This is a genomic window from Nostoc sp., from assembly GCF_036917615.1.
Classification (GTDB): Bacteria; Cyanobacteriota; Cyanobacteriia; order Cyanobacteriales; family Nostocaceae; genus Nostoc.
The window spans coordinates 71,981-98,568 of record NZ_JBALCZ010000093.1; the positions used below are offsets into that span (position 1 = coordinate 71,981).

A 26,588-nucleotide genomic window follows, 5' to 3' on the forward strand; every position below is an offset into this window, starting at 1 on the left:
CGGAGGCTAGTGATTGAGTCGGGGAAAGCAAAGCTTTAGACAAAACTATAATCGCGCTTTCTTCTTAATACTAGAAGCGATCGCACCCCCCCTTTGTCGGGTGTAGTACTGCTGTTCACCCAAAGGCAGGGGAGAGCGTGTGTTGCTCTAGGTGGAGTAGCAGGGGAGATTGCTGGGGAGGAACTCGACAATTCCTTCGACAATTCCTTCGAGATGCGGTTGTCCAAAGCCGTGGTGTTGGGAGTGATGGTATAGTTATGTGAACTTGGCTGTGCTGATGATTGCTAATGTTTGGTGAGAGCAACCGCAGTATCTATGATGGAAGTGCGATGTCTCTTGAGCTACCGCTTGGAGCGTCTACCCATTGTCAAAGGAGAGCATTGACCTGGCGACGATTAATCGAATCAATTTTATAAAAAGCTATTAGCCAGTCAACTTAATCACACCTTGGTTCACTAGAGATTCAAGCTGAGAATGGTGCTGTGTTTGCTCTCGCAGCAACTTGAGTTGCTCGTAGGTGAGAATGTGTAATCCTGGACGGACAACATAACCTTTAATGGTAATGCTTTGCGGCTGCTGGCTGTCGGTGCGATTGTAGGTAATAGAAGGCATATTTGCAATCATACAAGTGAGAACTGATCACTAGAAGAGAGTTTAACTCTTCACTCTATTACAGCACACAAGTTCCTCATAAAGGGTGAGTATAGTATGAGCGAATGCCGAAGCGCATAGGAGATTCCCAAAAGAAGCGATGCTTGTAGGGTGCGGGTTTTGTGAATAGGGAGGAGCAAAGGATTACGTTACGATAGATGGGAGCAACAAAGCCGGATGCTCACAACAACGCTGGCATTTACTGGCATTTAATACAGCAGTTTGCTTTTTAAGTGAGGTACAAAATGCAGGACTCACGCATCAGATATAAAGAGTTTCTACCTTCTGCCGCAAGCTCGAACTGCCTATTGCCCATTTGCTGAACCGAAGCTGCCATCACGTCCAAGTCCTGCACTGGCTGCTTGGGGTCGGTAGACTGCTGCATACAAAAATGTGATCCAATGGATCACATTTCAAAAGCAAATCAGTGAATGGTACAAAGCATTTGTTGGGGCGGTAGATAAAACTACTGAGGATTTGTAATGGTGTACGCCCGCAAGGGCAGTGCATCAAGGGCAATCGCATGATTCATATTCTGATTCAGCAACGCCAATTATTCAATAAATAACCGTGCAAGACTGGGCAATGCTTCGCCATAAGTAGGATGGATGTGAACAGATTTTTCCAATAATTGCCAAGTTGCTTTTGCTTCCATAAGCGACAGAAATACATGCACGATCTCAGCCGCTTCATAACCAACCAATGTTGCTCCTAAAATCTGATCAGTTTCTGTATCTATTACCATTCGGTAAAAGCCTAAATCATGCCCCCACTCAATAGCACGAGCAATATCGGACATTGGCAGGGTCACGTAGCGAGCATTAATCCCCTTTTCATGAGCGTTTGCAATTGTCATTCCAACCCGTCCAACTTGTGGCTCAGTATATATGGCATAACCTAACACACGGTCGTTGCGAGTCCGGTTCTCACCACGCAAGATAGCCTTTAGACGCCGATAATCTTCCCAAGAAACATGGGTGAAGGCAGGCTGTTGAGCAACATCTGCGATCGCATATATATCTGAGCATGTTGTCCGAAATTGCTCGTCAACTTTAACATAACCTTGTTCATTTAGCTCAACACCTGTGGCCACCACATTCAAAGCACTGGTGTTCGGCTTGCGTCCAGTTGCAATTAACAGTGCCTCACCTTGGAGTTTCTGACCATTATCTAATTCCAGGGTAAACACATTATTGTCGTAAATAACTTTCTGAGTGTTGGTATGAAAGTGAATTTGAATGCCATCTCGCTTTAGAGCTTCTGCTAAAGTTTCACTCACATCAGGTTCTTCATGATCGAGGAGGTGTGAGCCTCGCACAATTATGTCTGTTTCACTACCCAAACGTGCTAATCCCTGTCCAAGTTCCAAACTAATGTAACCAGCACCAATGACAAGCAGCCCTGGTGGCAACTTTTGTAAGTCAAAGAAATTGCGGTTTGTTAAGTAAGGTGTGCCTGCTAAACCGGGAATGTTAGGGATGGCAGCCGATGTCCCTGTATTAATAACGATTAGTGGTGCTTGAACGGTGACATTACTGCCTGTAACTGTTCGCTCTCCAGTAAAGGATGCTTCTGCATACACCACCCTCACTCCTGCTTCATCCAAGCGTTTCTGAACTCCTTGATGCCAGCTATTGCGAATTGAACGTACCCGCTCCATCACAGCTGGAAAATCAACCTCAACTTCAGCATATATCCCTAAATCTTTAGCTTGACGAGCACGACCCGCAGCATGAGCGGCTGCTAAAAACGCTTTAGAAGGGGTGCAGCCATAATTGATACAACTCCCACCCAGTAAGTCTTTTTCAAACAAAACAACCTTACGGCCTTCTTTGGCAAAGTCAGCGGCCAGAGGCACACCTCCCTGACCACTACCGATGATAATCACATCTGCTGTTTCCATACTTGACTCCCTGTAAAATCAAACGGTGGAATTAAACCAGAGTATTTATTTGCCCGGTGGAATATCTACTAACTGAGTTACTTTGCTGTAACCTTTAGATTAAGCACTTACCAATAATAAAAGCAAGAGCCGTCGATGTAAGCCCTTCCCTACGGACGCTGCGCGAACGGGCGAAAGCGCTAAAGATATAACAGTGTGCAAATATCCCTGATCCGGTGAGGCAGCGCAGGAACATTTTAGCTTGACGATGAAGACCAAAGAAAGCCAAAGCCAACTATGGAGTTCCCAACTGGAAAGAGTACGATGCAGCACGTAAAGCTTCGAGGCAGTATTACTTTCTGGGTAAGTGAGGAGGTGGTCGAGCAATGGTGCAACAAAAAGAAAACCAGACGGAAGGAAGCTTCCAACTAGGGGAAACGCATCTTATTTTTTACTAAGAATTAATCAGAATCTCAAAATTATCTATATAAACCGCGTCTACCTTGAAAACTGTAGTTTTTTGGAATTAGAGTAAAACTCACAACTCAAGCCACGACCGAATAAAAACTCTATGTTTCCAAATGGACGGGGTTTAATTGCAATTTTTAATGAAATTATAAACAAAGTCGCAATCACAACTTTATATAGTTCTTATGTACTAATTAAAATAAAGAATAGCTGTAACTGATATTTGCAGCTTGATTCTTAGAGAAGTCCATGTTATTATCCGTAATGTTACGTAAAAGCTTAACCTGATTAGTTTGGCGTAAATAGAAATTATAGTCATAATTAGGCACTTTTTCTAAAACTGCCTAAGTGCAACATAAAACTTTATCAGCTTCAACTTTCAATTCTTTTGGAAGTTTATCCTTAAGATATCGTGCATTTAACTTTCATATCTTTTCGTTTAGGTTGTCAAGAGTCATGAGTCCAGATTCACCTTGACTCTTGACAACCCTGATGAGTAACTATGCAATTTAAAAGCAGAATAGCTTAGTTGTGGTGAAGGCATGTGTACAACGTTAATGTTCTTTCCCTAAGTGGTTGGAGCTAAAAAATTTGTGTACCTAAATAATGGCGGCTAGACCATGAAAATCACAGGAAAATCACGTTGCTTACAGACAGCGTACAGCTTTTGGGAAGTGACAAACATTCGACCAGAAAAGTTGGTTAGCCGTAGGGGCGATCGCAGCAATATATTCCAGTTTTGGCAGATAGGGATTGCTCTGGTTGCAACTAGTGGAGTTATTTTTTCTGGGAATAATGCCATAGCTCAAATTGTTCCTGATCGCACTCTAGGCAAAGAAAGTTCTGTTGTCACACCCAATGTTGATATAAAAGGTGTGCCGAGCGATCGCATTGATGGAGGGGCAATTCGCGGTTCTGGTTTGTTCCATAGTTTTCAGGAATTCAATGTGCGGGAAGGGCGAGGAGCCTATTTCAATAATCCAGCAGGAATTGAAAATATTTTCAGTCGGGTGACGGGGACAAATGCCTCAAATATTTTTGGAAAACTGGGTGTTCTGGGGAATGCTAATTTGTTCTTGCTCAACCCCAACGGAATTATTTTTGGCCCCAACGCTTCGTTAGATATTGCTGGTTCATTTTCAGCGAGTACAGCGAACAGTTTAAATTTTGGTGATGCTAAATTTAGCGCCACAAATCCCACAGGTGCGCCATTACTATCAGTAAAAGTGCCATTGGGAGTGCAATTTAATCAAAATCAGCCAAGTGCGATCGCTAATTCCGGGAATCTCTCAGTGGGGGGGCAAAACCTGAACCTGATGGGAGGAACGGTAGTTAGTACCGGGCAGTTGTCAGCACCGGGAGGGCAGGTTGCTGTTGCATCTGTGCCAGGTGGGAGTGTAGTGAATTTGAGTCCATCAGCACAATTTTTAAATATTGAAACTCCATCACCTGTAGCGAGTGTAGGTTCATCTTCTCTGACTAAGTTACTGACAAGCGTTGATGAGCGTCAGCGTCCAGGGTTAACGGTGAACAGCAACGGACAAGTTGAATTGACGCGATCGGGTTTGCCTGTGGTGGATGGTGATCTGGTGGCGCAAAACGTCATAGCGCAGACTGCAACACTCACAGCGAATAATAATCTGACGTTGGTGGAGAGTCAGTTAGGTACAACTGGTGATTTGAATTTATTGGCGCGGGATACAGTGCGGGTGCGGGATAGTGTGGCGAATCCCTTTGTCGCGCAAGCCGGAGGAAAGTTATTAGTTCAGGGTAGGCAAGGAGTTGATATTTTTGCCTTAAATAATTCCTCCAGTGGACTTGTTTCGGGGGGGGATATGGTGTTGCGATCGCTTAACACTGTGGGAGGCGATGCTCACTATTGGGCTGGAGGTAATTTTCGGATTGAAAAACTGGATGGTAGTTTAGGAGGTTTATTCAGTCCTTATGATCCAATTATTTACGCCAATAGAGATGTTAGTTTTGGCAAGTACACAGGAGGTTCGCTGCACATTCTCGCTGGAGGGAGTGTGACTATTGATAGTGTAACCATTACTAATGACAATACAGCTACAGTTTCAAACACAATCAATCCGACAAATACACCTCAACTTGCTAATCTCACTTTGTTTGATGGTAGACCGCTAGTGATTGATGGTAGTAATGTACCAACCTTGGATATTCGAGCGGGAATTGATTGGACTCAGTTGGGTGGACAACCAGGAAACGTTGGTATTGGTATTACAGTACCTCCATCTGTCTTTGGCTCTGAAGCAACTAGTGCGGACATTACTATACGTAGCATCGATAACGATTATCTCAATTCAGTGGTCTTGTTGACCAATCGCTTTTATCCCAATCGAGCGTTGCCAACTGCTTCAATTACAACTGGTCCTATAAGTGCATTTGGTTTAGTTGCGATCGACGCGCGTAACAACATCAAAGCTTTAGGAAATATTGATGTCAGCATTAATAGGGGTACTGGTGGAAATATCAAGCTCTTGAGTGAGGCAGGTGGAATTGATACACGTGGATTCACCCTACGAACTAAGAGTGATAATGGTGTGGCTGGAGATGTTACTCTCCAAGCTCGTGACGACATTCGATCTGGCAGTATACAAGCTTCTAGTAATAGTAGTAGTGGTGATCCGCAAACCTTCAGCACAATTAAACTTGAATCATCACAAGGGTCAGTATTTGTAGATAGAGCTAGATTAAGTACTACTAACACTGGCACTGATTATGCAGGAGATATCTACATTAATGGCAAGTATATTCAGATTACTAATACTGGGCGTGGTCAGGATGAAGGTATTCAGAGCCAAGGTGTAGCTGGGCGTATCTTTATAGGAACTAATGATCAAGGTAATGTAACTGCTGACAATGTAACTATTAGTAATAGTCAATTAGATGCTATTAGAAATGTAAACAGTAGTTTCTTGCCTGATAATGAGAATAATGGGATTCAGATAGCTTCTAATGGACGAATTCAAATTGAAACATCTTCTGTGTTTGCGTCAACTGAATCTACAGCACCTCCTGGATCTATATCTTTGAAAGCTGGAGGCTCTATTGATATCAAAAACAATAGCAATATCATCAGTAGAGTATTAGTTGGAGCTGAAAGTCCACAACAACAAATTGGTTTTACTCCCAGCATTACCATCCAAGGCAGTTCTATTAATATTACGAATTTGCCAGATTTCGATCAAACTCAAATAAGTGCGACCACCAATAGTCGTTCAGGAAAGGCTGGGGATGTGACTGTAAAAGCTGATTCTGTACTTGTTAGTGGCAATGTTGAAAGTAAAAATCCAACAGGTATATTTGCTCAAGCACAGAACGGAGGTCGAATAGCCGGAAACATAACTATTAATACAAATAATCTCACGGTTGAGAATGAAGCTGAAGTTAGTGTAAGAAGCCTAACTAGCAACGGACAAGCAGGCAATCTGAAAATCTTTGCAGATAATATCTCTATTAATAATGGAGCTGAAGTTAGTGTAAGTGCTCCCGATGGACAGGCAGGTAATTTAACAGCTTCTGCAAAGAGCATCTCCTTAAATAATGGGATACTCCGTGCTACAACTGGACTCGAGACAAGTGAGACACCAGGCGCAAATATTTTCCTGCAAGGATTAGAAGACAATTCTCCGCTTGACTTTCTGCTTTTGCGGAATGAAAGCTTAATAGAAGCTAATGCCAACAACTCTGCTACAGGAGGCAATGTCAACATCAATACTGAATTACTCATTGCTCTCCCACCAACAGGAGAACGAGGTAGTGACATCACTGCTAATGCAGAACTAGGTAAGGGTGGTCAAGTCAATATTAGATCATCAGATCGTCTTGGTATTTATGGTATTGAGTTCCGACGAGATTTAAAACCATCAGATACTTTATCGAATCGACTAAATGATATCACTGCAAGCTCACAGTTAGGACAACCGGGGACTGTGACAACTGCTCAACCTGATGTAGACCCAAGACGTGGGTTCCTTCAGTTGCCAGAAGATTTAGGTGATTCTTCCAGATTAATTACGCAGAGTTGTCCCGTGGGTAGAACGCAGGCTGCAAGCAGCTTTACTGTCACCGGACGCGGTGGTTTACCGCCAAGCCCAAGTTCAGCACTTAGCAGTGATGCTTTGATGGGAACAACGATAAATGCCTCGCCAAGAGAAACTCGCTTGATGCAAAGCAGTTCCCTAAGTTCCACTTTTGTTGAAGCCAAAGGTATGAACATTGGACCCAAAGGCGAAATTATTTTCACCGCCAACCCATCCAAACCTACTTCTGATAATTCTTGGCAAAGAAACGCAGGTTGCAATGCACAATAATTCTCCTGTTGAATCACCAGTTATAAACCCCTGGCTAAGAGCTACTGTTTTCTCAAGAGGACTAAAATCCTTGTTGAGCAATACTTTTAATCCGTTTAAACGCACTTTATCTATTAGCCCGGAAATTAATTTCCCGACGGTCGAGGGTTTGAAAACACGCTATAGGCTGCTACTACCTGTAGCAACACTAGCACTGAGTCTACCTGTATCATTCAGCATACATACGGCTGCGTTAGCACAAGTCCCGATCAATGCACCTTCAGCGCAGAACTTACCGCCCAATTTGCCCCCTCCCCGTGATGTAGTACCTCCACTATCTCCACCCCCGCAACCGCAGCTAGTTCCCTCACCTCTTCCAGAAGACCCGTTACGCAACCAACCTCCCCCACAACCACAGAACGGATCTATTCAAGTGGTTCCTGACACATTTTTTGTCACGAAGTTTCAATTTGAGGGGAGTACGGTTTTCAAAGACGAAGAACTACTCCAAGCAATGGAAGTGGTTCTCTATAGCCCTGAAGAATTAGATGAAAAGTCCAGATGTGAGCAACTTTCAGGTAAATTGGTTAAACAGCCTCCCCTTCGGAGACTGCCAAGAACTGAAAAAGAAGCTCCTCGACAACTGTCCTTTGCCCAATTGCTAAAGGCACGTTCGGCAATTACCCAGCTTTATATTTGTAAAGGCTACATTACCTCCGGAGCAATTATTCCAGCAGAACAAGAGCTGCCACCGGGCGGAGGTGTTGTGAAAATTCAGTTGGTTGAAGGTAGCTTAGAAGGTATCAAAATTACTGGTACTCGGCGATTAAATCGTAGTTACATTCGCAGTCGGTTAGAAAGGGCAAATCAAAAACCCCTAAATCGCGATCGCTTACTCGAAGCATTGAACCTAATTCAACAAAATCCCCGCATTGAAAGTTTATCAGCAGAATTGTCTGCGGGAACCCGTTTTGGTACCAACTTGCTCGAAGTCAATGTAAAAGAAGCCAATACTTTTCACGGTCAAATCAACCTTGATAATAGCCGTTCGCCGAGCGTGGGTAGCTTCCAACGCAGCGCTCGACTGTGGGAAGATAACTTGTTTGGCATCGGAGACACAATTAGCCTGTTCTACGCCAATACTGACGGTAGTAACGAAGTCAATGTCAGCTACACCTTACCCCTCACTCCCCAAGACACTACCCTGACCTTCGACTATGATCACACCTCCAACAATATCATTGAGAAACCCTTTAACCAACTAGATATTGTATCGAATTCGGATAGATACCAACTGACCCTACGCCATCCATTTATTCAAACTCCGACGAAAGAATTAGCCATAGGATTAACCCTTTCGCAGCAGCGATCGCAGACTTTTCTCGGATTTAAGGATAGTGAAGGCAAGGATATTGGAGGCTTTCCACTATCACCAGGGGCTGACAATCAAGGACGCACTCGTATCACCACCTTGCGGTTCTTTCAGGAATGGACGCAACGGGGGAATCGCTCGGTTTTGGCATTGCGATCGCAGTTCAGTTTTGGACTTCCTATATTCGATGCCACAATTAACGATCTTGGTAACGATGTTGCTCCTGACAGTGAATTTTTTGCTTGGAGAGGACAAGGGCAATGGGTGCGAAGTCTTGCTCCAGATACGTTCTTAGTCCTGCGGGGTGATATCCAACTTGCAGATCGCAGGCTAGTATCCTTAGAGCAATTTGGAGTTGGTGGAATATTTAGTGTTAGAGGATACCGTCAGGATCAACTGCTGGCAGATAACGGAGTCTTTGGTTCAATAGAACTTCGCGTACCCATACTACGCATTCGTGAAGCACGAGCATTGTTGCAAGTAGTACCTTTTTTTGATGTTGGTACAGCCTGGAATAACTTTGAAGGTGCAGACCCCGATCCTAGCTGGCTTGCATCTGTTGGTTTGGGGTTGCGGTTTGAAATGAGCGATCGTCTCGATGCTCGCTTGAACTGGGGAATTCCCCTCATCTCAGCAGATTCTAACGGAAACACTTTACAAGAACAAGGTTTATATTTTTCTGTCCTATGGAACCCTTTCTGAAACATTATCTCCTAAAACTCTGCCGTTATATCCCCGTGCAGAAGGTAAATCACCGGATCATTTACCTATTCATCCTAGCTCTTGTTTCGCTTATTTCAGTGTTTGGTATTCATAAGTTGTTGGTAGAAAGGGCTATTGGTAGCGAACCAGCAGCAGCGCAACTGATTTGCACAAAAACACCAAACCTTAGCCCAGAACAGTTAAGTACTCAAGGTAGAGAAAGTTACGAGAATGGTAGCTTTAATGATGCAATAGATTGCTGGCAAAAAGCCGTTGCTGGCTATCAGAAGCTAGGAAATGAAACTGAAACGGTCAATAACCAAATTAATCAGGCACAAGCCGAACAAGCACTAGGGTTTTTCCCACGCGCCTGTAGTACACTACTGCAAATTTATGGCGAGGAAAGTTGTAAAACACTCCTACAAGAGGAAGAGAAGCGTAAAGAGTTCCAGGGAAAACTGGCAGAACGTGCAAATTCTCCTAGCAAGATAGCAGGTTTACGCAGCTTTGGCAACGTCCTACAAGGACTAGGCGAACTCAACTGGTCACATGAAGTTTTATTACTAACTCTGGAGAAAAGTCAACCTCAAGAAAAGGCGGCAATTTGGCTCGATTTAGGAAACACTAGGCGTGCTTTAAGTAATAAAGAACAGGATTTATACTACCGTTCACAAGACCAGCAAAATCTTATTTGTGCAATTATAGATGGTTACGCAACTACAGAAGCATACAAAATGGCTGAAGGCGAAATAGGTTCAACCTCACCCTCTCAATTCAATACTAAACTTCAGTCACAACTAAATCAGTTGAGCCTGGTATTAGATTTACAAGATTGGCACAACGGCAGATTAAATAAACAAACGAAAGGTGAACAAGATGTTTTAAATCAGTTGTTTAGTCCAAGTGGTTTATTTCTGCGTAATAATAAAGCAGAAGATTGCTGGAAGCAGTTGGGATTAGATCCATCTAAATACAAGTTGACAAATCAAATTAGTTTATGGTTAATTAATCAATTATCAAAACAAAATCCACTGATTCAGTTACCGCAAATTGATAAACTTCAACAGCAAATAGAAAAACTACCACTAACTCATGCAGCACTATTTACTAGGTTAAATTTTGCTAAAAACTTGATTCGGATTGACAATGATGACAATGTGCTTACTACAAAAATCAAGCAACTTCTGGAAACTTCAATTGAACAAGCCAAACGTCTCCGTGACTCAAAAATAGAATCTTATGGTTACGGGTATCTTGGTGAGCTATATGAAAAACGTAGGGAATTTGAATTAGCTAAAGAAAATACTGAGAAAGCTTTGTTCATCGCTCAATCACTTGAACTAGCCTCAGAAACTGAATATCTATGGGAATGGCAACTGGGACGCATTTACAAACCTAAACGTTCAGCAATAACACAAGCTCAAACTAAAGAGATACAGCAAAAAGGTGTGAAAAATTTGAATGCTGCACGGGAAATGTATCAACGTGCATACCTAACTTTGCAATCACTGCGTCAAGAGTTAGCAGCTGGTAATCCTGATGCCCAATTTTCATTTCTAAATGATATTGACAGCATCTATCGAGACTACGTTAATCTGCTGTTATGGGATGCTAATCCTTCCCCACAATATCTCTCCAAAGCACGGGAAGTAATTGCTTCTTTGCAAGCAGTAGAACTAGAAAATTTTCTGCGAGTAGCCTGTCCAGAGTATAACCTAGAAGAAATTGACACAATTGTTGATGAAAAAGCTCCAAATACGGCTTTTCTCCATCCAATTATTTTAGAAGATAGAATTGAAGTTATTGTCAAACTACCTAATAATGTTACTAATAAAAGTTCAGGGAAGGGAGAACTAAAACATTATAGAGAATCAATAACAGCTAATTTTGAAGATGAAATTAGACAGTTTCAGAGAGATTTGGAACAAGAGTATACCTTTGATAAGGTTATCAAAGAAGGTAAAAAAGTGTATGATTTGCTTTTGAAAGGAACAGAGAAATTTATTAAAAATGACAAAAATATTAATACATTGGTGTTTGCGCTAGATACAAATTTGCGAAATATTCCCTTGGGTGCATTGGTGGTTGATGACACAACAAATCCACCCACTTATCTAATAGATAAGTATGCTGTGGCGCTAGCCCCACGATTGAGAATTCCCAACCGTAAAAACATCCAAGATAAAAAACTAAGTGTTTTGGCTGCTGGACTAACTGAACCCGATGCTGAAAAATACCGACAACAATTTCCAGAATACCTACAAACATTTGGTAAGTTGCGTTTTGCTACAAAAGAGATAGAAGAAATTGAAAAGATAGGTAGTTCCAAAATTTCATTTTCCAAACTCCTTAATAAGGATTTTAATACTGACAACTTTGAAAAAAAGGTCAATACTTCTATTTTTAAAATTCTTCATTTAGCTACACATGGCGAGTTTAGTTCAAGTCCGGAAAAGACATTTATATTAACTTCCGATCAGCCAATTGTAGTTAACGAACTGGGTAATATATTCCGCAGACAAGCTCAAAATCAGCCAGAACCTATAGAACTAATTGTGTTGAGTGCATGTGAAACCGCAGCAGGAGACCAGCGAGCAACTTTAGGAATTTCTGGTGTAATTGTACGTGCAGGTGCGCGTAGTGCGATCGCTTCGCTGTGGACATTGGATGATGAAATCAGTGTTGAGTTCACTAAAAACTTATATGAGCAACTGCTTAAACCAGAGTTGACGAAAGCTCAAGCTTTGCAAAACGCTCAACAAGAACTGAGAAAAAAGTTCCCCGATCGCCAACATCCGAGATATTGGGCACCTTACATTTTACTAGGGAATTGGCTGTAAGGTGTATACTCGCTGCCCAAACTTATTGATACGGTACCTCTGTTTCTGGAACAGGGGTTAGTTCAACGATGGGAGCATTTGCAATCTCATCGATTAGCTTCTCATTAAGCTTAATAGACCAGGAAACAGACCGTACAAGGCTGACCCAATCCTCTTGAATTTGAGGCTGTGGAGTTGCGATCGACTTCTCTGTGCTAGGAGACACAACTTCGACTTGAGCCTGTAGAGCAGTCCTGCGGCTCTCAACAAGACGCGTCACCGCATCATACCAAATTCCAGACCTGGCGTAATACAGATAATTTTGTGGTGCTAGGACAGGCAAAGCTTCTCTTTGAATCCAGCCTGTGACACTAGGATTTCGGGAAGGTTTTCTTTCATCACAAATAATAGAGAAAAACCAGTTGTATTGCTTATTGATTTCTAAAGGTTTCAGATTTGCTGGTAGAGTCAATTTGGCAATACTAGGTTTCCCCATAACATCTTTATTAGGTAGTCGGAAAAATATTGGTTCGACCACAATATGCCTGTCCTCATCGAGCATTACAAATTTTGCATACTCAAGTTCTGATTCTTTATAAACAAAAGGGATGTAGAACCAGAAGCTTGGATTTGCTTCGAGAGTCTTACCCCAGACAACCTGAGATAAAGCCGGTTTTGGTAGCTGTTCCACTCGATTTAGAGACTTCTTTATCGGGGGTATGAGAGCAGTAAGTGTGAATTCACTGATGTCAAATTGATTGCTAGGCAAAGTTGCGATCGCAGAACACCGCCCTCTACCTGCTGCTCCTCGCGTGCGACCAACTGGTGCCCCCAGTTTTGTTCGTGGTACAAACAAAGACTGTATCCGTTCTAACGCAACTTGAAAAAGGGTTTGATTTTGTTGACTTTGCGCTTGAGCTTGTGAGGGATAGCCGAAAACGAGGATGATCGTAAGAATTAAACTGACAATTGCTCTAAGCAACTGGGCTATAGATAATCGAGTTATAAACATAACTAAAACTTAGGATCTTAAGAGTATTTCTAAATTTTTAACTTGATAAACACTACAATTCCTTCAGTACCTAGCAAAGCTAAAGTTGGTGGTACAAATGGCACCCACCACTTAATTGAGCTGATGAAGAAGAAAAAGCAGCAACTGCACAAACCTATGAAGGCAATCCCTCCATATATAATTAAATATCGCTTAGAAGGGCACAAATTTGAAGGGTACAAACAAGCTATAGTTCCTCCAACTAACGACCAAAACATAATCCAAAGCATCTCATACCAAATAGACCAAACTTTTAGTAAAGGGCGCTTATCTAAAACTGCACTCAAAATCTGACTTACCATCTGTGCTTGCATGACTACTCCTGAGATTGGTTGGTTGCCTGCTGACGAAAAGGGAGTAAACCAAGGAGCTTCATAAGAAACATCAGTCACTCCAATTAAAACTATTCTGTCTTTTAAAGAATATTTTTCAAGCAAGTCTGTCTTCAAAACATCCTCAACGCTAACTTTTTTTGCAATAAATTCAGGAGAGCAATTATTTTTATTTTTTTCAGAACATGAGCGACGGTAGTTAAGTAGCAGCTGATAACCATATAAATCAGTCCATATTGAATATCCGCCTCGATAGGGGCCATAAAGTTGCTCAAAAGCAGTGTTACCTAGTGGTAAATGTATCTTTTCATCCTTAAATGGTTCCTCATACGGTTTATTTAAGTAATGTCGAGCTAACTCAAGACTTAAGGCAGTGTTTACTGGTTTCTTATCAGAAGACCAACAGGGAGAGTTTTCAAGAGTTTGCATACTTAGAATTTGGCGACGAACAAGCCCCTCGCTATCTGATAGGGAATCACTGAATCCTAACCGCTCCCTAGGGATTTCGGGTGGCGGTTTTACACCATCATTATTTTGAGTCAAATCTCCAACGTTACAAACAGCAAATATAGGTGAGTTACTTTTTAAAAGATTAAATAATTTCGGTGTTTGAGTTGGAAAATCACGGTGAATGTCTAGACCAATAGCGCGTGGCTGGTTTTGAAGTAGTTTATTGAGAAGATTCAATAGAGTCTCATCCGTCAGTGAGCCTTGTCGAAATCCTTTCTGGTTATCAATATCTTTTTTAGTGACTTCAACAACCAACAAACGCTGATCTTGCTCCTCAATTGGTTGAAGTTGCATCATCTGATCGAAAAACCAAAGCTCAGCTCCCTGAAGGATTCCGAATAAGCGCATAACTGCAACTAAGGCAGTTACCCCTACGCTTACAGTAGTTATCCTCTTACTTACCGGGAGTAACTTACGCAGGCGATCACTGAATGTAATTGGTACATTATCAAACGTAAGGTTTCCAGGTTTTGAGGCATTTGGAAGTAGTTTCTGTTTAATTGCTTTTAACTGTTGATTACTAGATTTGTCATTATATAGTGCTACAATCAGGGTTTCTAATTTTCCTTCTGCGTTTGCCCATTTAATCAGTCGATAGACGACATCCCCATGTGTTCCTGTTCCAGCAATTACATCTAGATTTTCATTTAATTTATAGTCGATCACCCTTTCCAACGCAGCGTGGTCAGGATAAGCACTAATAATAGCTTTGTACAATTCTTCGCGTTCATCGCCAGAGCGCTTATCTTTTAATTCGCGTTCATCAGCAAGTGGCTCATCTTTTGAATTTGGTATTTGCTCACTCATATAACTAAACTTTTATAAGTTGGCTTACTTTTTAAATTTTCTAATCCATCAGAATTATTGAGATTTAGACATTTTTCATGTTCTCAAACACTCTATGGATTAAGGAATATCTAAAAAAGCTGCATCAGGATTATGCCAATGAGTTATAGGTTTGGCATCAGTTTCTGTTTAATTGCTTTTAACTGTTGATTACTAGGTTTTTCCTTACATAGTGTTACAATTAGGGTTTCTAATTTTCCTTCTGCGTTTGCCCATTTAATCAGTTGATAGACGACATCCCCATGTCTTCCCGTTCCAGCAATTACATCTAGATTTTCATTTAATTTATAGTCGATCACCCTTTGCAACTCAGCATGGTCAGGATAAGCATTAATAATAGCTTTATGTAATTCTTCGCGTTCATCGCCAGTTATACTCAAGCCTGCCTTTGGAGGCGATTCTACAAAGGAAATATTTTGAACTACGGTGTCAGCTATTTGTAGCTTTTTGAGCAACACTGGCGTCAAGTGTTCTTCAATTCCTGCCAATTGGATAGCAGCGCAACCTAGATTGTAAGAAAACTCTATCGATTCTCCTGCTCCTAAAGCATCATAGAAACCCACTGCAAATTCAATAGCAGCTCTGTCGCCGATCGCCTTTCTCATACCAATGACATAGTTAATATCTTGAGCGATCGCCTTTGCCTGCTCCTCAGAATAGCAACCATTCAACACTACACACTCAATCTGATTGGCAAATAGTTTAAACAAGCCAGCTAGGGCGGCTCCACTTACTAACTTGGATTGGCCAATCTCATCCTCAAAGACTAATCCCTCTTCTGCTGCACCATGTCCTGAAAAATGAATAATTTGCGGTTTGATATCTAACAACGCCCGTTGGATATCCCTTGGACGGACTGCTAACTTTTGCTCTAGACTAAATTGGTCACGCTTTTGGGCACGCCGCAATCCTTCCTCAATGTCTCGTAGCTCTTCATCTAGACGCAGAGGCGGGGTATTTTTAGGATTGGCTGCTAGAATCAGTATTTTTTTCACTGGAGTTTTATTTTCCATACTTTTGGTTCCTCAGACTAATTGCGCTTATCCTTTTTAGAATTCAGTGCGGAGGGACGCTGATCTGACCATGTTTGCAAAAGTGGCTGCCACTTAGGAAGAAAAGGACGCAAAGAACGTAAGCCATTATTCAACACTGCGATGGCGTACCGCCCACCGTAGGTGATCGCAATCGGAAAACGCAGGCTGCATAGAACTGTTTCTTCAGTCCGTCTGCAATACTAATATGCATAGCTGCTACAGAAGATGGTATGATGAATAGCATTATTTACAATCTGTACAAACCTACAAATGCACAGAAGCCTATTCCAGAATATCTTACCAGATCAGCTAGATATTTGATAGCTTTTTTATCCTCTGCAAAAATAAAAATAAGCTTCTCTTGTGAATGCCTCTTCAATAGAAGATTTCGAGTTGGAGCTATACATCAATTTTATTTCTTCAATAAAAAATCAAAGTATTAAAAATTAAGAGTTTCGTATTTTTCTGTAAAAAAATATTAGTTGTAAATCAAGACTCGATTGCATGTATACAGTGAGCAAATATGCTTAAATATCGTAAATCCATTGTCAATCGACTTGTAGCCACTTTTTGAGTGTTGCGTAGGCTAGCAATAACCGCAGGCATCGCTTTACTGCTGGTTACTGCTTTTAGCCAAATATAGCTGTTGGATTTAGATTTTCTTAAAGAAAATTCTCATAACGATACAGACGGCAAGCTAATTCATGCTGCTTTTCAACACCCGAAGAGTTTCTTGGCACGAAACAATTAGCGATCGCTAGTACTATAAATACTAGCGATCGCTATAGGATAAGTTTGTTATCGTTATGGTCTTATATTGCCTGTACCTACCTTCACCTTCTGCGATCCTTCAACGATTTGGTAGAGTTTGTCTTCTAATTTTTGCATACATGCCGACCAATCAAAGTCAAGTATGGAAGGGCGAGCTTGCCGAGTCAAATCTGCTTTAAAGCTGGAATTTTCCAAAATCGCAATCACCTTGTGGGCCAAATCCGTTGGATTATTGGGTTCGGCTAAAAAACCGTTGATCGCATGAAAAACCTGTTCGGGATTTCCTCCAGCGTTGGCTGCTACAACAGGGGTTCCAGATGCTAAAGCTTCCATATTAGTCGTACAGAAGTTTTCGGTGACAGAGGGGTTGACAAATACATCTGCTCGTGCATATAAACCTAGAAGTTCTGTTCCGTGGGACTCACCCCAGACAGTAATACCGGACTCAAACTTTTGGGTGCGCCGACGGATCTCCTCATCCAAGGGGCCACTACCGACGATGATTAAATGGACATCAGGAATTTTGGCAGCAATGATTGGAAATGCATCTATAAGTTGGGTGACATTTTTTTCTGGGGTAATGCGTCCGACAAAAAGGATAGTTGGTCGATAGTCGTTAACAATGGGATTGTAATCTATATTTTGAGGGTGAAATTTTTCGCAATCAATCCCTTGATATGGCACGTATTCACTGCGTTGGCATTTCAGTCGGTTGTACTTAGCAAGCAGTTCTTGAGACGGAAATAAGTTGAGATCATAAGCATCACTGAACTGCTTGACTAAAAGGGGAACAATCGGACGTAGCAAGCTGAAGAACAGATTTCCTAAGTAATATCGAATATAGGCAACGATATCAGTATGGAAAATTGAGATGATTGGGGTATGAGTTTGTTTAGCGTACTCAACTCCTATGGGGCGACCATAACCTTGTAAGAAAAGTGAGTATAATCCTCTCATTTGCGCCGCTTCTTCAACCAGTATAATATCGGGCTGGAAGTTCTCAAGTAACTTAGTATCACTCCAATAGCGAGAGTTTAATGGTTGAGGAAGAGATTTGTAAAAGATTAGCGGTTTGGTGGGGAATGCATAAGCAGAAAAGTTGGGGAAGCGCTGTAGTTCATCCAATCCTGACATTGGACGATTTCCAACCTTTCTGGGGTACTGGCTATTAATTTCTGGGTGGATAAGAAAGACCTCATGCCCTTGTTGCAGTAACCATTTAACCCGTTGGTGGACTGCAACGGAAACTCCAGTCAAGAAAGGAGGGTACAATGCTGTAAACAGTGCAATGCGAAGTGGTTGCTTAGTCATAAAAAGGGGAATATTACACTAAAATGCTGGTTTTGAATTTAGGATTTACGTAGCAAATGCTTCATGAACATCCTGATTCTTTGGTTCAGAAATTACCACTAATACAGCTAGGCTAAGGATTTACACATTTACAAATTGTCTAAATTGTCGATTCTGAAGAGGATGTTTCTACTTTGTTAGAAACTATCAAAATATTCAAAATACTCAGTCAAAATTCCCCTTAATATATTTCCCTAAACCCTTGCCATAAATGTAAATAAAATTTGGAGATTAACAAGCGGAAGCGTGTATTTTGACAAGGGTTATAGCTAATTTAATTCGACTAGATATAAGATTATATAATTTGAAGACTAGGGAATGTTTAGTGTAATAACTTTCATGCCCTAGTTTATATAGCAGTCCTAAATGATTTATGAACTTTTCTGTTTCTCCTCTTGGCGCTCTTGGCGGCTTGGCGGTTCAAATAATTTTCATGACTCAAATAGCATTGCTATATCTAGCTACTTAGTTCAAAGAGAAACCTTGCTATCAATAGGCTGATCCAACCATTGATAAGGGCGATATTCGACTAGCCGGACATTCCAGGGCCCTTGAACCCGATAGCTGACACCACGCCAAGTGACTGTTGAAATCCACAGTGACGATAGCATCGCTAACCCATAAACCCACTGTGTCAGGGGAATCCCAATTAACATTTTGATGATTATAGCAGCTGATAATTTTGCGATCGCCTGGTCATTAGAGCGAACCACTCGCTGTATCTCTAATTCCAACACCAGCATTATCAAAAGTAATCCGACAGTATAAACTCCATAGCAGCCTAACAAGAGAGCCGCAGCTTCCCATTTTGTCTCTAACAACGACTCTATAATTAACAGGATGACTATAGTCGGAAACAAAATGCTAGAAACAGCTTCACTAACTATAGCTAACCAACGTGGGTGATACAGTCGAGAATAAAGGATGAGGCGCTTAAGATAATCTATTAAGTTGAATAAATCAGTCTCTTCACGATTTACTATCAGCAGCGAAGGCACAAACTTTACTTGCAACCCATGTTTTTTGAGGATGTCGTGCATCATAAAATCTTCGCCTAAAGCTTGTCCCCACTTATCTAGCAGTTCTGTTTGGCGAAGCACTTCTGTTTTCACAGCCAAAGTCCCACCCCAAGGAATTTGGAAGAGAAACATTTGCACTACTGTGGATACATTGCCTGTATATCGCACTAAAGATCCCCAATACTTACCTGTAGGTACGTACCAACGATTACCTGTTGTCGCCCCCACTTTGGCATCACCTAAAGGACTAACTAATTCTCGCAGCCAATTCACATGGACTATAGTATCAGCATCTACTAAGGCAACCACCTTGTAAGAATCGTCCAACTCATGGATAGCTTGCACTAAAGAACTACATTTGAGACTACAATTGTTGCGTACTATTCTCAAAGGGCTAATTTGAACGTTAGTCGCTTCTTGCTCTGTGATCGTTTCACTGGCAATTTTCCAAGCGGGATCTTCGTGACTATCAACGATTAACTTTAAATCATACTGTGGATAGTTCTGATTTAAGAGCGATCGCAAACATCTAGGCAAAAACGGATCGGCCCCACGTAGGCAAAGAATTACTGCTGTCTTGGGTAACTGATCATCTGGTAATAAGTTTTTTTTGGATGAGCGCAGATACCATATAAAGACAAGCGTCAAACATACCTGAATAACTAGCCAACTCATCAAAGACTTAGACAGAAATATCGCCAAATCTTCCATTAAATTTTTAATCTCCGGTAGGATTAGGGATTGGGGACTGGGGATTAGGGATTGGAAATCAGAAGTATCTTTTAGAGAAACAGTACCCAGTCCCCAGGCCCTTTAGGAATCAAGCGAATATTTCATGATGATGTTGACTGTTGTATTTTTGTTTACAACAAAACTGGCGTCACGAAACTTTGGCGCACCTGTTTGTATAGACACTGTTGGATTTTTAGAAATCCCAAAACCTTCTTTGGGAATACCGAAAAAGTCTTTGTTGAGTTTGCGATCGCCATTCTGATCATCAACTACGGCGACAGCATAAGTTCCAGGCTTCAAACCGGAAAATTCTTTTTTTACAGAACTTCCAGTAATCTTAACGCAGCCACTTTGATCTCCACTAGAATTACTCATCGGAAATCCTCGTTCACTTGGGTAAACTCTCAAGCAAATCTCACCTTTTTGGTGATGTATTCCATTTACCACAACAGTTAGTGTTTCAGTTGGCTCTGCATTCACTGTTTTAGCAAAGCTGATGCTCACTAAAGTAGCAAGCAAAACATGACAAATTTGAGATAGTTTCAGCATAGTTTTGGAGTGAAAATAGGTGATTGTGTGCCTCATAAAAAGCTGCGTTCGCGAGCTTTTATTTTTAAACCGATTTATTCAAAGCGTGACTTGTGTTTTTTTAATTGATGCTTTATACCAACCTTTCCAAAGTACTTGTAGCACTTTTAGCAAATCTTTCAGCAAAAGATATTGTGTCCCTTTTAAATGCTGATATAGACTTATATGACAACATAGCCGCTCATACAAACTCAGGGGACTACGGCATATGGAGAGTATATACTCCCAGAATATTCTCCAATGTGGCAATAAAATTTTTCCCTTCTTTGCTGAATCAAACCATACTGCATATGCATAAAAATCAGGCAGCATACTCAATGAGGGTTTTTTACTGTTGTTAGTAAACAACAAATAATTAGGGAAATACATACTCATTGATTGTTGAGGATGGCTTCTGGCAAAAAACAGGTATTCAGGGATTTCATAAAACCTACCGAGAATACCAAGTCTTAACAAGAGAATTCCATCTGCATTCCCGTAACCACCCATAGGCGGTATCTTTCTCAAAGCACTGGCGCGAATTACCCCGTAACATTGATAACATAAATGCTTGGTCAGCAATTCGTTAAAACGCTGCTGTGGTTTTAGTGCATCTGCCTTGAGTTTGATATCGTAGTTTTGGAGAAAATTCCCCTGTTCATCAATGAAATATGTCTGGGAGTGACACAAGATGATGGTAGGGTCTTGGTCAAGCACATCAACACACTTTTTGATAAAATCTGGAGCATGTAGATCATCATAAGCTGCCCACTTAAAGTACTCACCCGAAGACAATTTAAAGACGCGATCGAAGTTACGGGCGCAACCAATATTATAGTCATTACGGTAGTAACAGATACGTTGGTCTTGCTCGGCGTATGCTCTACAAATTTCTTCAGTTTTATCTGTAGATGCATTATCTGAAATAATTATCTCAAAATCTTCAAAGGTCTGAGCCAAGAGTGAATCTATGGCTTCTTTGAGAAATTTCTCACCATTGTATACAGGTAATCCGATGCTCAATCGTGGCTGATTCCCAATCATAAAAAACAAGTATTCGGAAAATAGGTGGATTATTTTATGCTTAATTGCAGCTAATTTTAGGCAGATGCAACGTAAGAATTCATAAATCAGAATCCAGAAATCAGAATTAAGAATACTTTGATACTTAATATCTTGTACCAAACTCTAAACTCCAAACTTCTAACTCCTAATTCCTGTACAGACGCGATTAATCGCGTCTGTACTCCTAATTACTAACCCCTAATCCCTAACTCCCAACTCCTTACAATCCAACAATGATTCTGAAAATCTGTGGACTATTTCATCAGCTTTTGAATATCTGTTTTTTGCAGCCATTTATGTGTTTGCTGCATTCCGGATTCTAGGTCAATTGTTGGTTTATAATTTAATAGGCTTTGTGCTTTGACAATCGAACAAGCATAGGGACGAGTCATAAAATCTATAGACTCAGGTAAAATATCAACTTTTTGGCGAAAAAGTTTTTGTCCTTGAACACGTAGCTTTACAAACAACTTGATTTCATCTTTCGATAATGAAAGGGGTGCTGATAAACCTTCCATTGCTGCTAAACGCATAAAATACTCTTTCCAGGAAGTTTCTTGTCCGTCGGTGATATTAAATATTTCACCATAGGTTTCTTTTTCTATCGCTAGAAAGATGCCATCAATCAGGTTATCTATATATACATGATTGATTACTCCTTTACTATCGTTGGCACAGGCAAATAATTTTTGACGCATCATCAGAATTGGTCTGACTATCCAAGGAATACTTCCTGGGCCGTAAACATCTCCGGACCGAATAACGATAATGCCAAAATCTGGCGGATTATTTAGTTCTAAGAGTGCTATTTCGGCTTCTATTTTCGTTTGACAATATGAATTATTTTCGCCAGAGAGCGGCCCGGATTCTGTAACACCATTAGGATAGTTGAAACCGTAAACCATCACACTGGAAAGATGCACAAATGCTTTGATACCAGCCTGTTTAGCGGCTTTAGCTATGTTGACAGTACCGCCAACATTGACATCACGAAAATGGTTAATTGCGCCAGCTTCTTCGGCAATTTGATATGTATGTAAAACGATGTCTACTCCCTGACAAGCCTTTTGGGCAGTGGTAGGATCGGTGATACTACCAATAATTACCTCAACACCTAAATTCTGTAATTGTTTGTTCTGTTCTGTAGAACTTTGCAGTCCACGAACCTTCATTCCTTGCGCTATGGCTAACTCGGCTGCACGCAAACCGACAAGTTCATCAATCCCGGTAATTAGGAGGGTTTTGTTTTTGAGGTTCATAAAGTCGGGATTATTGTTAAATAGGTGAATTGGAGTTGTTAGATAAAAGACTTCAAAGTTATACCAAATTATAATTTTGGTAAAGACTTTTAATCTCAAATTGCTAGAAGGAGCAATTTTTTTGTGGAGAGGCTGCACCAATGCTTAGTTAGGAATCTATATTAAAGCAAAATAATTTGATTATTTTGCTGCTAGGAATCAGCTAGAAAATATCTCCCGGATCTGCGGATCGGAGTTTGTTAATAGCAAGCGCTCCTGATGTTATACACATTAATACTGTTGAAATTAAGACTATCAATGCATTATTAGTGGTCATAAGTATTGGTAATTTAGTTGCTTCTGCTGCAAAACTATATAACAACACAGAAGTAATAAATCCAGGAATATAACCTAAAATTGCCAGAATTAAAGCTTGCTGAAATACCACATTTAATAAATATCCATTGGCATAACCTATGGCTTTTAAAGTGGCGTAAGCAACGAACTGCGTAGCAATATTGCTGTAAAGAATTTGATAAACAATAACCACACCAACAACCGCAGCCATTGTCAACATCAAGTTAAGTATAAAACCAATTGGTGTTCTGATTGCCCAATATTTTTTTTCAAAATCAATAAAGCCTTGGCGTGTAAAAACTTGGACATCATTAGGCAAACTGGCTTGCAAATTTTTCAGTACTGTTTCTACATTACTATTAGGTTTGAGGGAAATCAAACCGATATCTATCATATCTGCCGGACGACTATTGGGATTTATCCTCAGGAAAGTTGAGTCACTGACAATTAAATTTCCGTCTACCCCAAAGGAAGGCCCTAAGCTGAATAAGCCACCAATTCTGACTCTATAGCCAATTAATGAATTGAAGGGAAATATTTCAATTGTCTGTGCAGTATCTCCGGCATTAAATTTTTCAGCTATTGGGCCAAACTCTGGGCGAGAACCCCGGTCAAAAAGCACGACATCAGGAATTTTGAGTTTATCTAAATTTTTCTCAACTTCTGGTAGGTTCATCACAGGGTTACCTGGATCGAAACCAATAACATATATTGAATATTTCTCACTAGTTGCCGGATTTTTCAGTTTGGCAAATTGCAAATACATGGGGCTAACTGACTCTACGCCCTCAAACCCCAGAGATTGGTACAAACGAGTCCGCGAAAAGCTTTGATTTGAAGTCAAAGATTTATATTGCGAACTAACTAAAAATAAATCTCCCTTGAGATTCTGATGCATTGCAGTTGCACTTGAATAGAGAGCATCTTGAAAACCAAGTTGCACAAACATTAGCAGCACAATAAAACCAATCCCGGCTACAGCTACTAGTAAACGAACTTTTTGCTGGGCTAGCTGTAGCCATCCTAAAGGAATTTTGAAAATCATGGATTTATTTGTTAATTATTATTTGTCATTCGTCATTTGTGAATGACTAATGACTAAATATGAATTGCGACATCCACTTGTAAGTTAGTTAAACGAGCTACCCGCTGGCTATCTGCGGGATTATCGATAGAGATTTTCACCTCAACTATTCTGCGGTCTGTATCTGAACCAGGGTTAAGGCTGAAGATGCCTTGCTTGTCAACTTGCCAACCAATCTCTTTCACAGTTCCCTTTAATGTTCCAGTAAATGCAGTGCTGGTAATTGTGGCTTTTTGCCCTACACGCACTTTGCGAACATCGGTTTGATACACCTCTGCAATCACATACATTTGAGATGTCTTACCTATCTCAGCAAATCCTCTGTTGGTGCTGATGACTTCTCCGGTTTTGGCGTGAATTTTTAATATTTTGCCAGCTATGGGAGATTTGATGTAACTTAAATCCAAGTCAGCTTTTGCTTGTTGAACAGAAGTTGTTGCACTGTTGACTTCGGTTTGTGCGACTTGAACATCTACGCTACGCACTTCACTAATACTGGTGAGTTGCGCCTGTGATTGCTTTTTCTGTTCTTGGAATGTGTCTTGAGTCCGCTTGAGAGTGGCTTGGGCTTCTGTTAACTGCTGTTGTGTAGTCTTTAGTTGCAAAGCCTTAGTATCTGCTATAGAAGCTGCGATCGCACCCTGTTTGTATAATTGCTGATAGCGATCGTTCTCGGCTTGAGCATTGTCTACCTCAGCCTGGATGCGGGCGATTGTCGCCTGTTGTGTGGCAACGTCTCCTTTATATTGTGGGTCTAAACGGGCGATCGCTGCCTTTTGAGCATCGACATCTCCGGTTTTAGCTCCAGATTTCACCTGCGCTAGTTTAGCTTTGGCAACTTGCAGTTGGTCTAAAGCTTGTTGCAATGCGGTTCTAGAACGACCATAATTTTCTAGATATGCCAATAATTGCCCTGCTTTAACCGTGTCTCCTTCTTTCACCAACAGTCTTTCTACCCGCACCCCGTTATTGGAAGCCGGAGCAGTCAAAGAAGTAACTTCGCCTTCTGGCTGCAAACGTCCCAAAGCAGTCACAGCAAGTTTCACAGGAGTGGCAGCTTTTGGAGGAAACGCTTGCGGTGTCTGAACTTTAGCCCTTGACAAAAACGGGGTCAAACTATAAAGAGCTATTAATCCGGCCGCTAAAGTCAAAGAAGCTGCTAAAATTGCTTGCGATCGGCCTACGGGTTTTGTGAAGAATCGGCTTTCTTTATTTACTGCCATATTTTCATTCCAATTCTGCTTTTTTAGGGGATAACCTGGTTATATTTAGTCGAGTAGAATGGACTCATCCGCAAATTACCAAGAGGGCTTTTCCTCTAGAGTTTCTACCTTAATAAAGTGGATGAGTCTAAATTGGTTTTATATGAATTGTTGTACGCTTTTGCCGCCCAAAGTCACTATTGTGGCGTGAAAATTAATGGCGTGTTACTTCAAAGCTTCCTAAGTTATATCCTAATTTGACATCTAATCCAGTAGCGTAAAATACAATACTGCTAACCAGAAAACTTAACTCTCAATCACAACGAAGCGCTAAAAAAAATCAACTAAAAAATTGGATAAACTTGTCATTAAGTATGGCGTAGAAATGGAATTTTGTCAACTAATTGACTTTTCATAAGTCCTGATTCTCTCACTATAATATTTCATTACAGTAAGATTAGAGACTGAAGAAATTTACTCATCACTAATCCTTAATCTGCTAATTGAATACCAACAGATGCTTAATTGTTAAGCAGATTTGATATTACTAACAGACTATTGTTACCAAGGTTGTGTCATATAAGACATTCTTATCAGCTTTGTTGATAGTAATTAAAAGGCGGTTAGAAACCGCGTCTACACGAGGCTTTACTCACGCAGGTGGGTTTCAAACACCCAATTTTCCTAGTCCGCGGAGGCGGACGAGAGTTTGTGTAGCCAAGCCAGTACGGTCTTCTCCCTACAGCCCTTTGGGCATCCTACGGCAGGCGTTAGCCTCTCCCTTTGGGAGAAGGGGAGACGCCAAGGGCGATAGCGCAGCGGTAGCGAACCTGTGAGCGTCTGGGGGTTTCCCCCATGAGCAACTGGCGTGCGAATTCCATTGCCCTGGCTTTCTAATCGCCCTTTTAACTGATGCAATCATGATTATGTTTATCAAGCAACATAATAAAAATTAACATTTGCTTTATAAATAACCGCTTTGCTTCTTAACTTGACTTATATTGAAAAATAACCAAGAACTTTGGCTCAATTATCATGTTTCTCTGAGAAAACATACTTATGGTTATTCAATTTATCTATGTATTAGCTGAATTGCTACTTACTAGATAACAGATTTGCATTGTTAACTTAATCCAGTGCAAATTTCTGGCTAACTCGTAGATAAAAAAATATTTCACCCAGTTATCTAGTTATGAATTATACTTTTATACTAAATTTCATTC

18 protein-coding genes are annotated in these 26,588 nt (G+C 40.9%); 5 read left to right on the forward strand and 13 right to left on the reverse strand.

The features are described from left to right. Positions 1 to 93 precede the first annotated feature (93 nt). Positions 94 to 255 (forward strand): hypothetical protein, encoded by a 162-nt coding sequence (locus V7K85_RS35435; RefSeq protein WP_334821255.1) that lies wholly within the window; start codon positions 94 to 96, stop codon positions 253 to 255. A gap of 168 nt (positions 256 to 423) precedes the next feature. Here the strand turns inward: V7K85_RS35435 and V7K85_RS35440 are convergent, their stop codons facing one another. Further along, on the reverse strand, positions 424 to 612 hold the full coding sequence (locus V7K85_RS35440; protein WP_334821257.1) for a hypothetical protein: 189 nt from the start codon (positions 610 to 612) through the stop codon (positions 424 to 426). Positions 613 to 1,204: 592 nt separating this feature from the next. Beyond that, positions 1,205 to 2,554 (reverse strand): FAD-dependent oxidoreductase, encoded by a 1,350-nt coding sequence (locus V7K85_RS35445; protein ID WP_334821259.1) that lies wholly within the window; start codon positions 2,552 to 2,554, stop codon positions 1,205 to 1,207. Between the two features lie 1,067 nt (positions 2,555 to 3,621). Between V7K85_RS35445 and V7K85_RS35450 the strand changes: the two genes are divergently transcribed. From V7K85_RS35450 to V7K85_RS35460, 3 genes are all read left to right on the forward strand, one after another. Further along, complete coding sequence (locus tag V7K85_RS35450) at positions 3,622 to 7,335, forward strand: two-partner secretion domain-containing protein (RefSeq protein WP_334821261.1); 3,714 nt, start codon at positions 3,622 to 3,624, stop codon at positions 7,333 to 7,335. 70 nt (positions 7,336 to 7,405) lie between these two features. After that, on the forward strand, positions 7,406 to 9,388 hold the full coding sequence (locus tag V7K85_RS35455; protein WP_334821263.1) for a ShlB/FhaC/HecB family hemolysin secretion/activation protein: 1,983 nt from the start codon (positions 7,406 to 7,408) through the stop codon (positions 9,386 to 9,388). Then, on the forward strand, positions 9,373 to 12,228 hold the full coding sequence (locus V7K85_RS35460; protein WP_334821265.1) for a CHAT domain-containing protein: 2,856 nt from the start codon (positions 9,373 to 9,375) through the stop codon (positions 12,226 to 12,228). The genes V7K85_RS35455 and V7K85_RS35460 overlap by 16 nt, the downstream gene beginning before the upstream one ends. A gap of 22 nt (positions 12,229 to 12,250) precedes the next feature. Here V7K85_RS35460 and V7K85_RS35465 read toward each other — a convergent pair whose 3' ends face one another. From V7K85_RS35465 to V7K85_RS35515, 11 genes are all read right to left on the reverse strand, one after another. After that, a complete protein-coding gene (locus tag V7K85_RS35465; RefSeq protein ID WP_334821267.1) occupies positions 12,251 to 13,219 on the reverse strand; it encodes a DUF928 domain-containing protein in 969 nt (322 codons plus the stop codon). A 29-nt stretch (positions 13,220 to 13,248) separates the two neighbouring features. After that, positions 13,249 to 14,907 (reverse strand): CHASE2 domain-containing protein, encoded by a 1,659-nt coding sequence (locus V7K85_RS35470; protein ID WP_334821269.1) that lies wholly within the window; start codon positions 14,905 to 14,907, stop codon positions 13,249 to 13,251. A 143-nt stretch (positions 14,908 to 15,050) separates the two neighbouring features. Beyond that, positions 15,051 to 15,959, reverse strand: coding sequence for an effector-associated domain EAD1-containing protein (locus V7K85_RS35475; protein WP_334821271.1), 909 nt, complete (start codon positions 15,957 to 15,959; stop codon positions 15,051 to 15,053). A gap of 130 nt (positions 15,960 to 16,089) precedes the next feature. Then, positions 16,090 to 16,224, reverse strand: a complete 135-nt coding sequence (locus V7K85_RS35480; protein ID WP_334821273.1) for a hypothetical protein — start codon at positions 16,222 to 16,224, stop codon at positions 16,090 to 16,092. Positions 16,225 to 16,784: 560 nt separating this feature from the next. Beyond that, positions 16,785 to 18,062 carry a glycosyltransferase gene (locus V7K85_RS35485; RefSeq protein WP_334821275.1) on the reverse strand — a complete coding sequence of 426 codons (1,278 nt, stop codon included), beginning with the start codon at positions 18,060 to 18,062 and terminating at the stop codon, positions 16,785 to 16,787. 509 nt (positions 18,063 to 18,571) lie between these two features. Next, positions 18,572 to 19,831, reverse strand: coding sequence for a glycosyltransferase (locus V7K85_RS35490; RefSeq protein WP_334821277.1), 1,260 nt, complete (start codon positions 19,829 to 19,831; stop codon positions 18,572 to 18,574). 102 nt (positions 19,832 to 19,933) lie between these two features. Continuing rightward, a complete protein-coding gene (locus tag V7K85_RS35495) occupies positions 19,934 to 20,401 on the reverse strand; it encodes a DUF2141 domain-containing protein (RefSeq protein WP_334821279.1) in 468 nt (155 codons plus the stop codon). A gap of 78 nt (positions 20,402 to 20,479) precedes the next feature. Beyond that, on the reverse strand, positions 20,480 to 21,463 hold the full coding sequence (locus V7K85_RS35500; protein ID WP_334821281.1) for a glycosyltransferase family 2 protein: 984 nt from the start codon (positions 21,461 to 21,463) through the stop codon (positions 20,480 to 20,482). A 275-nt stretch (positions 21,464 to 21,738) separates the two neighbouring features. Beyond that, the gene (locus V7K85_RS35505) at positions 21,739 to 22,743 is read right to left on the reverse strand and encodes an NAD-dependent epimerase/dehydratase family protein (protein WP_334821283.1); all 1,005 of its coding nucleotides are present in this window, start codon (positions 22,741 to 22,743) and stop codon (positions 21,739 to 21,741) included. Positions 22,744 to 22,945: 202 nt separating this feature from the next. Continuing rightward, positions 22,946 to 24,124, reverse strand: a complete 1,179-nt coding sequence (gene devC, locus V7K85_RS35510) for an ABC transporter permease DevC (protein WP_334821285.1) — start codon at positions 24,122 to 24,124, stop codon at positions 22,946 to 22,948. Positions 24,125 to 24,177: 53 nt separating this feature from the next. Further along, on the reverse strand, positions 24,178 to 25,386 hold the full coding sequence (locus tag V7K85_RS35515; protein WP_334821287.1) for an efflux RND transporter periplasmic adaptor subunit: 1,209 nt from the start codon (positions 25,384 to 25,386) through the stop codon (positions 24,178 to 24,180). A 551-nt stretch (positions 25,387 to 25,937) separates the two neighbouring features. Here V7K85_RS35515 and V7K85_RS35520 point away from each other — a divergent pair. Further along, entirely contained in the window at positions 25,938 to 26,201 is a 264-nt protein-coding gene (locus V7K85_RS35520; RefSeq protein WP_334821289.1) for a hypothetical protein, read from the forward strand. Positions 26,202 to 26,588: the final 387 nt, after the last annotated feature.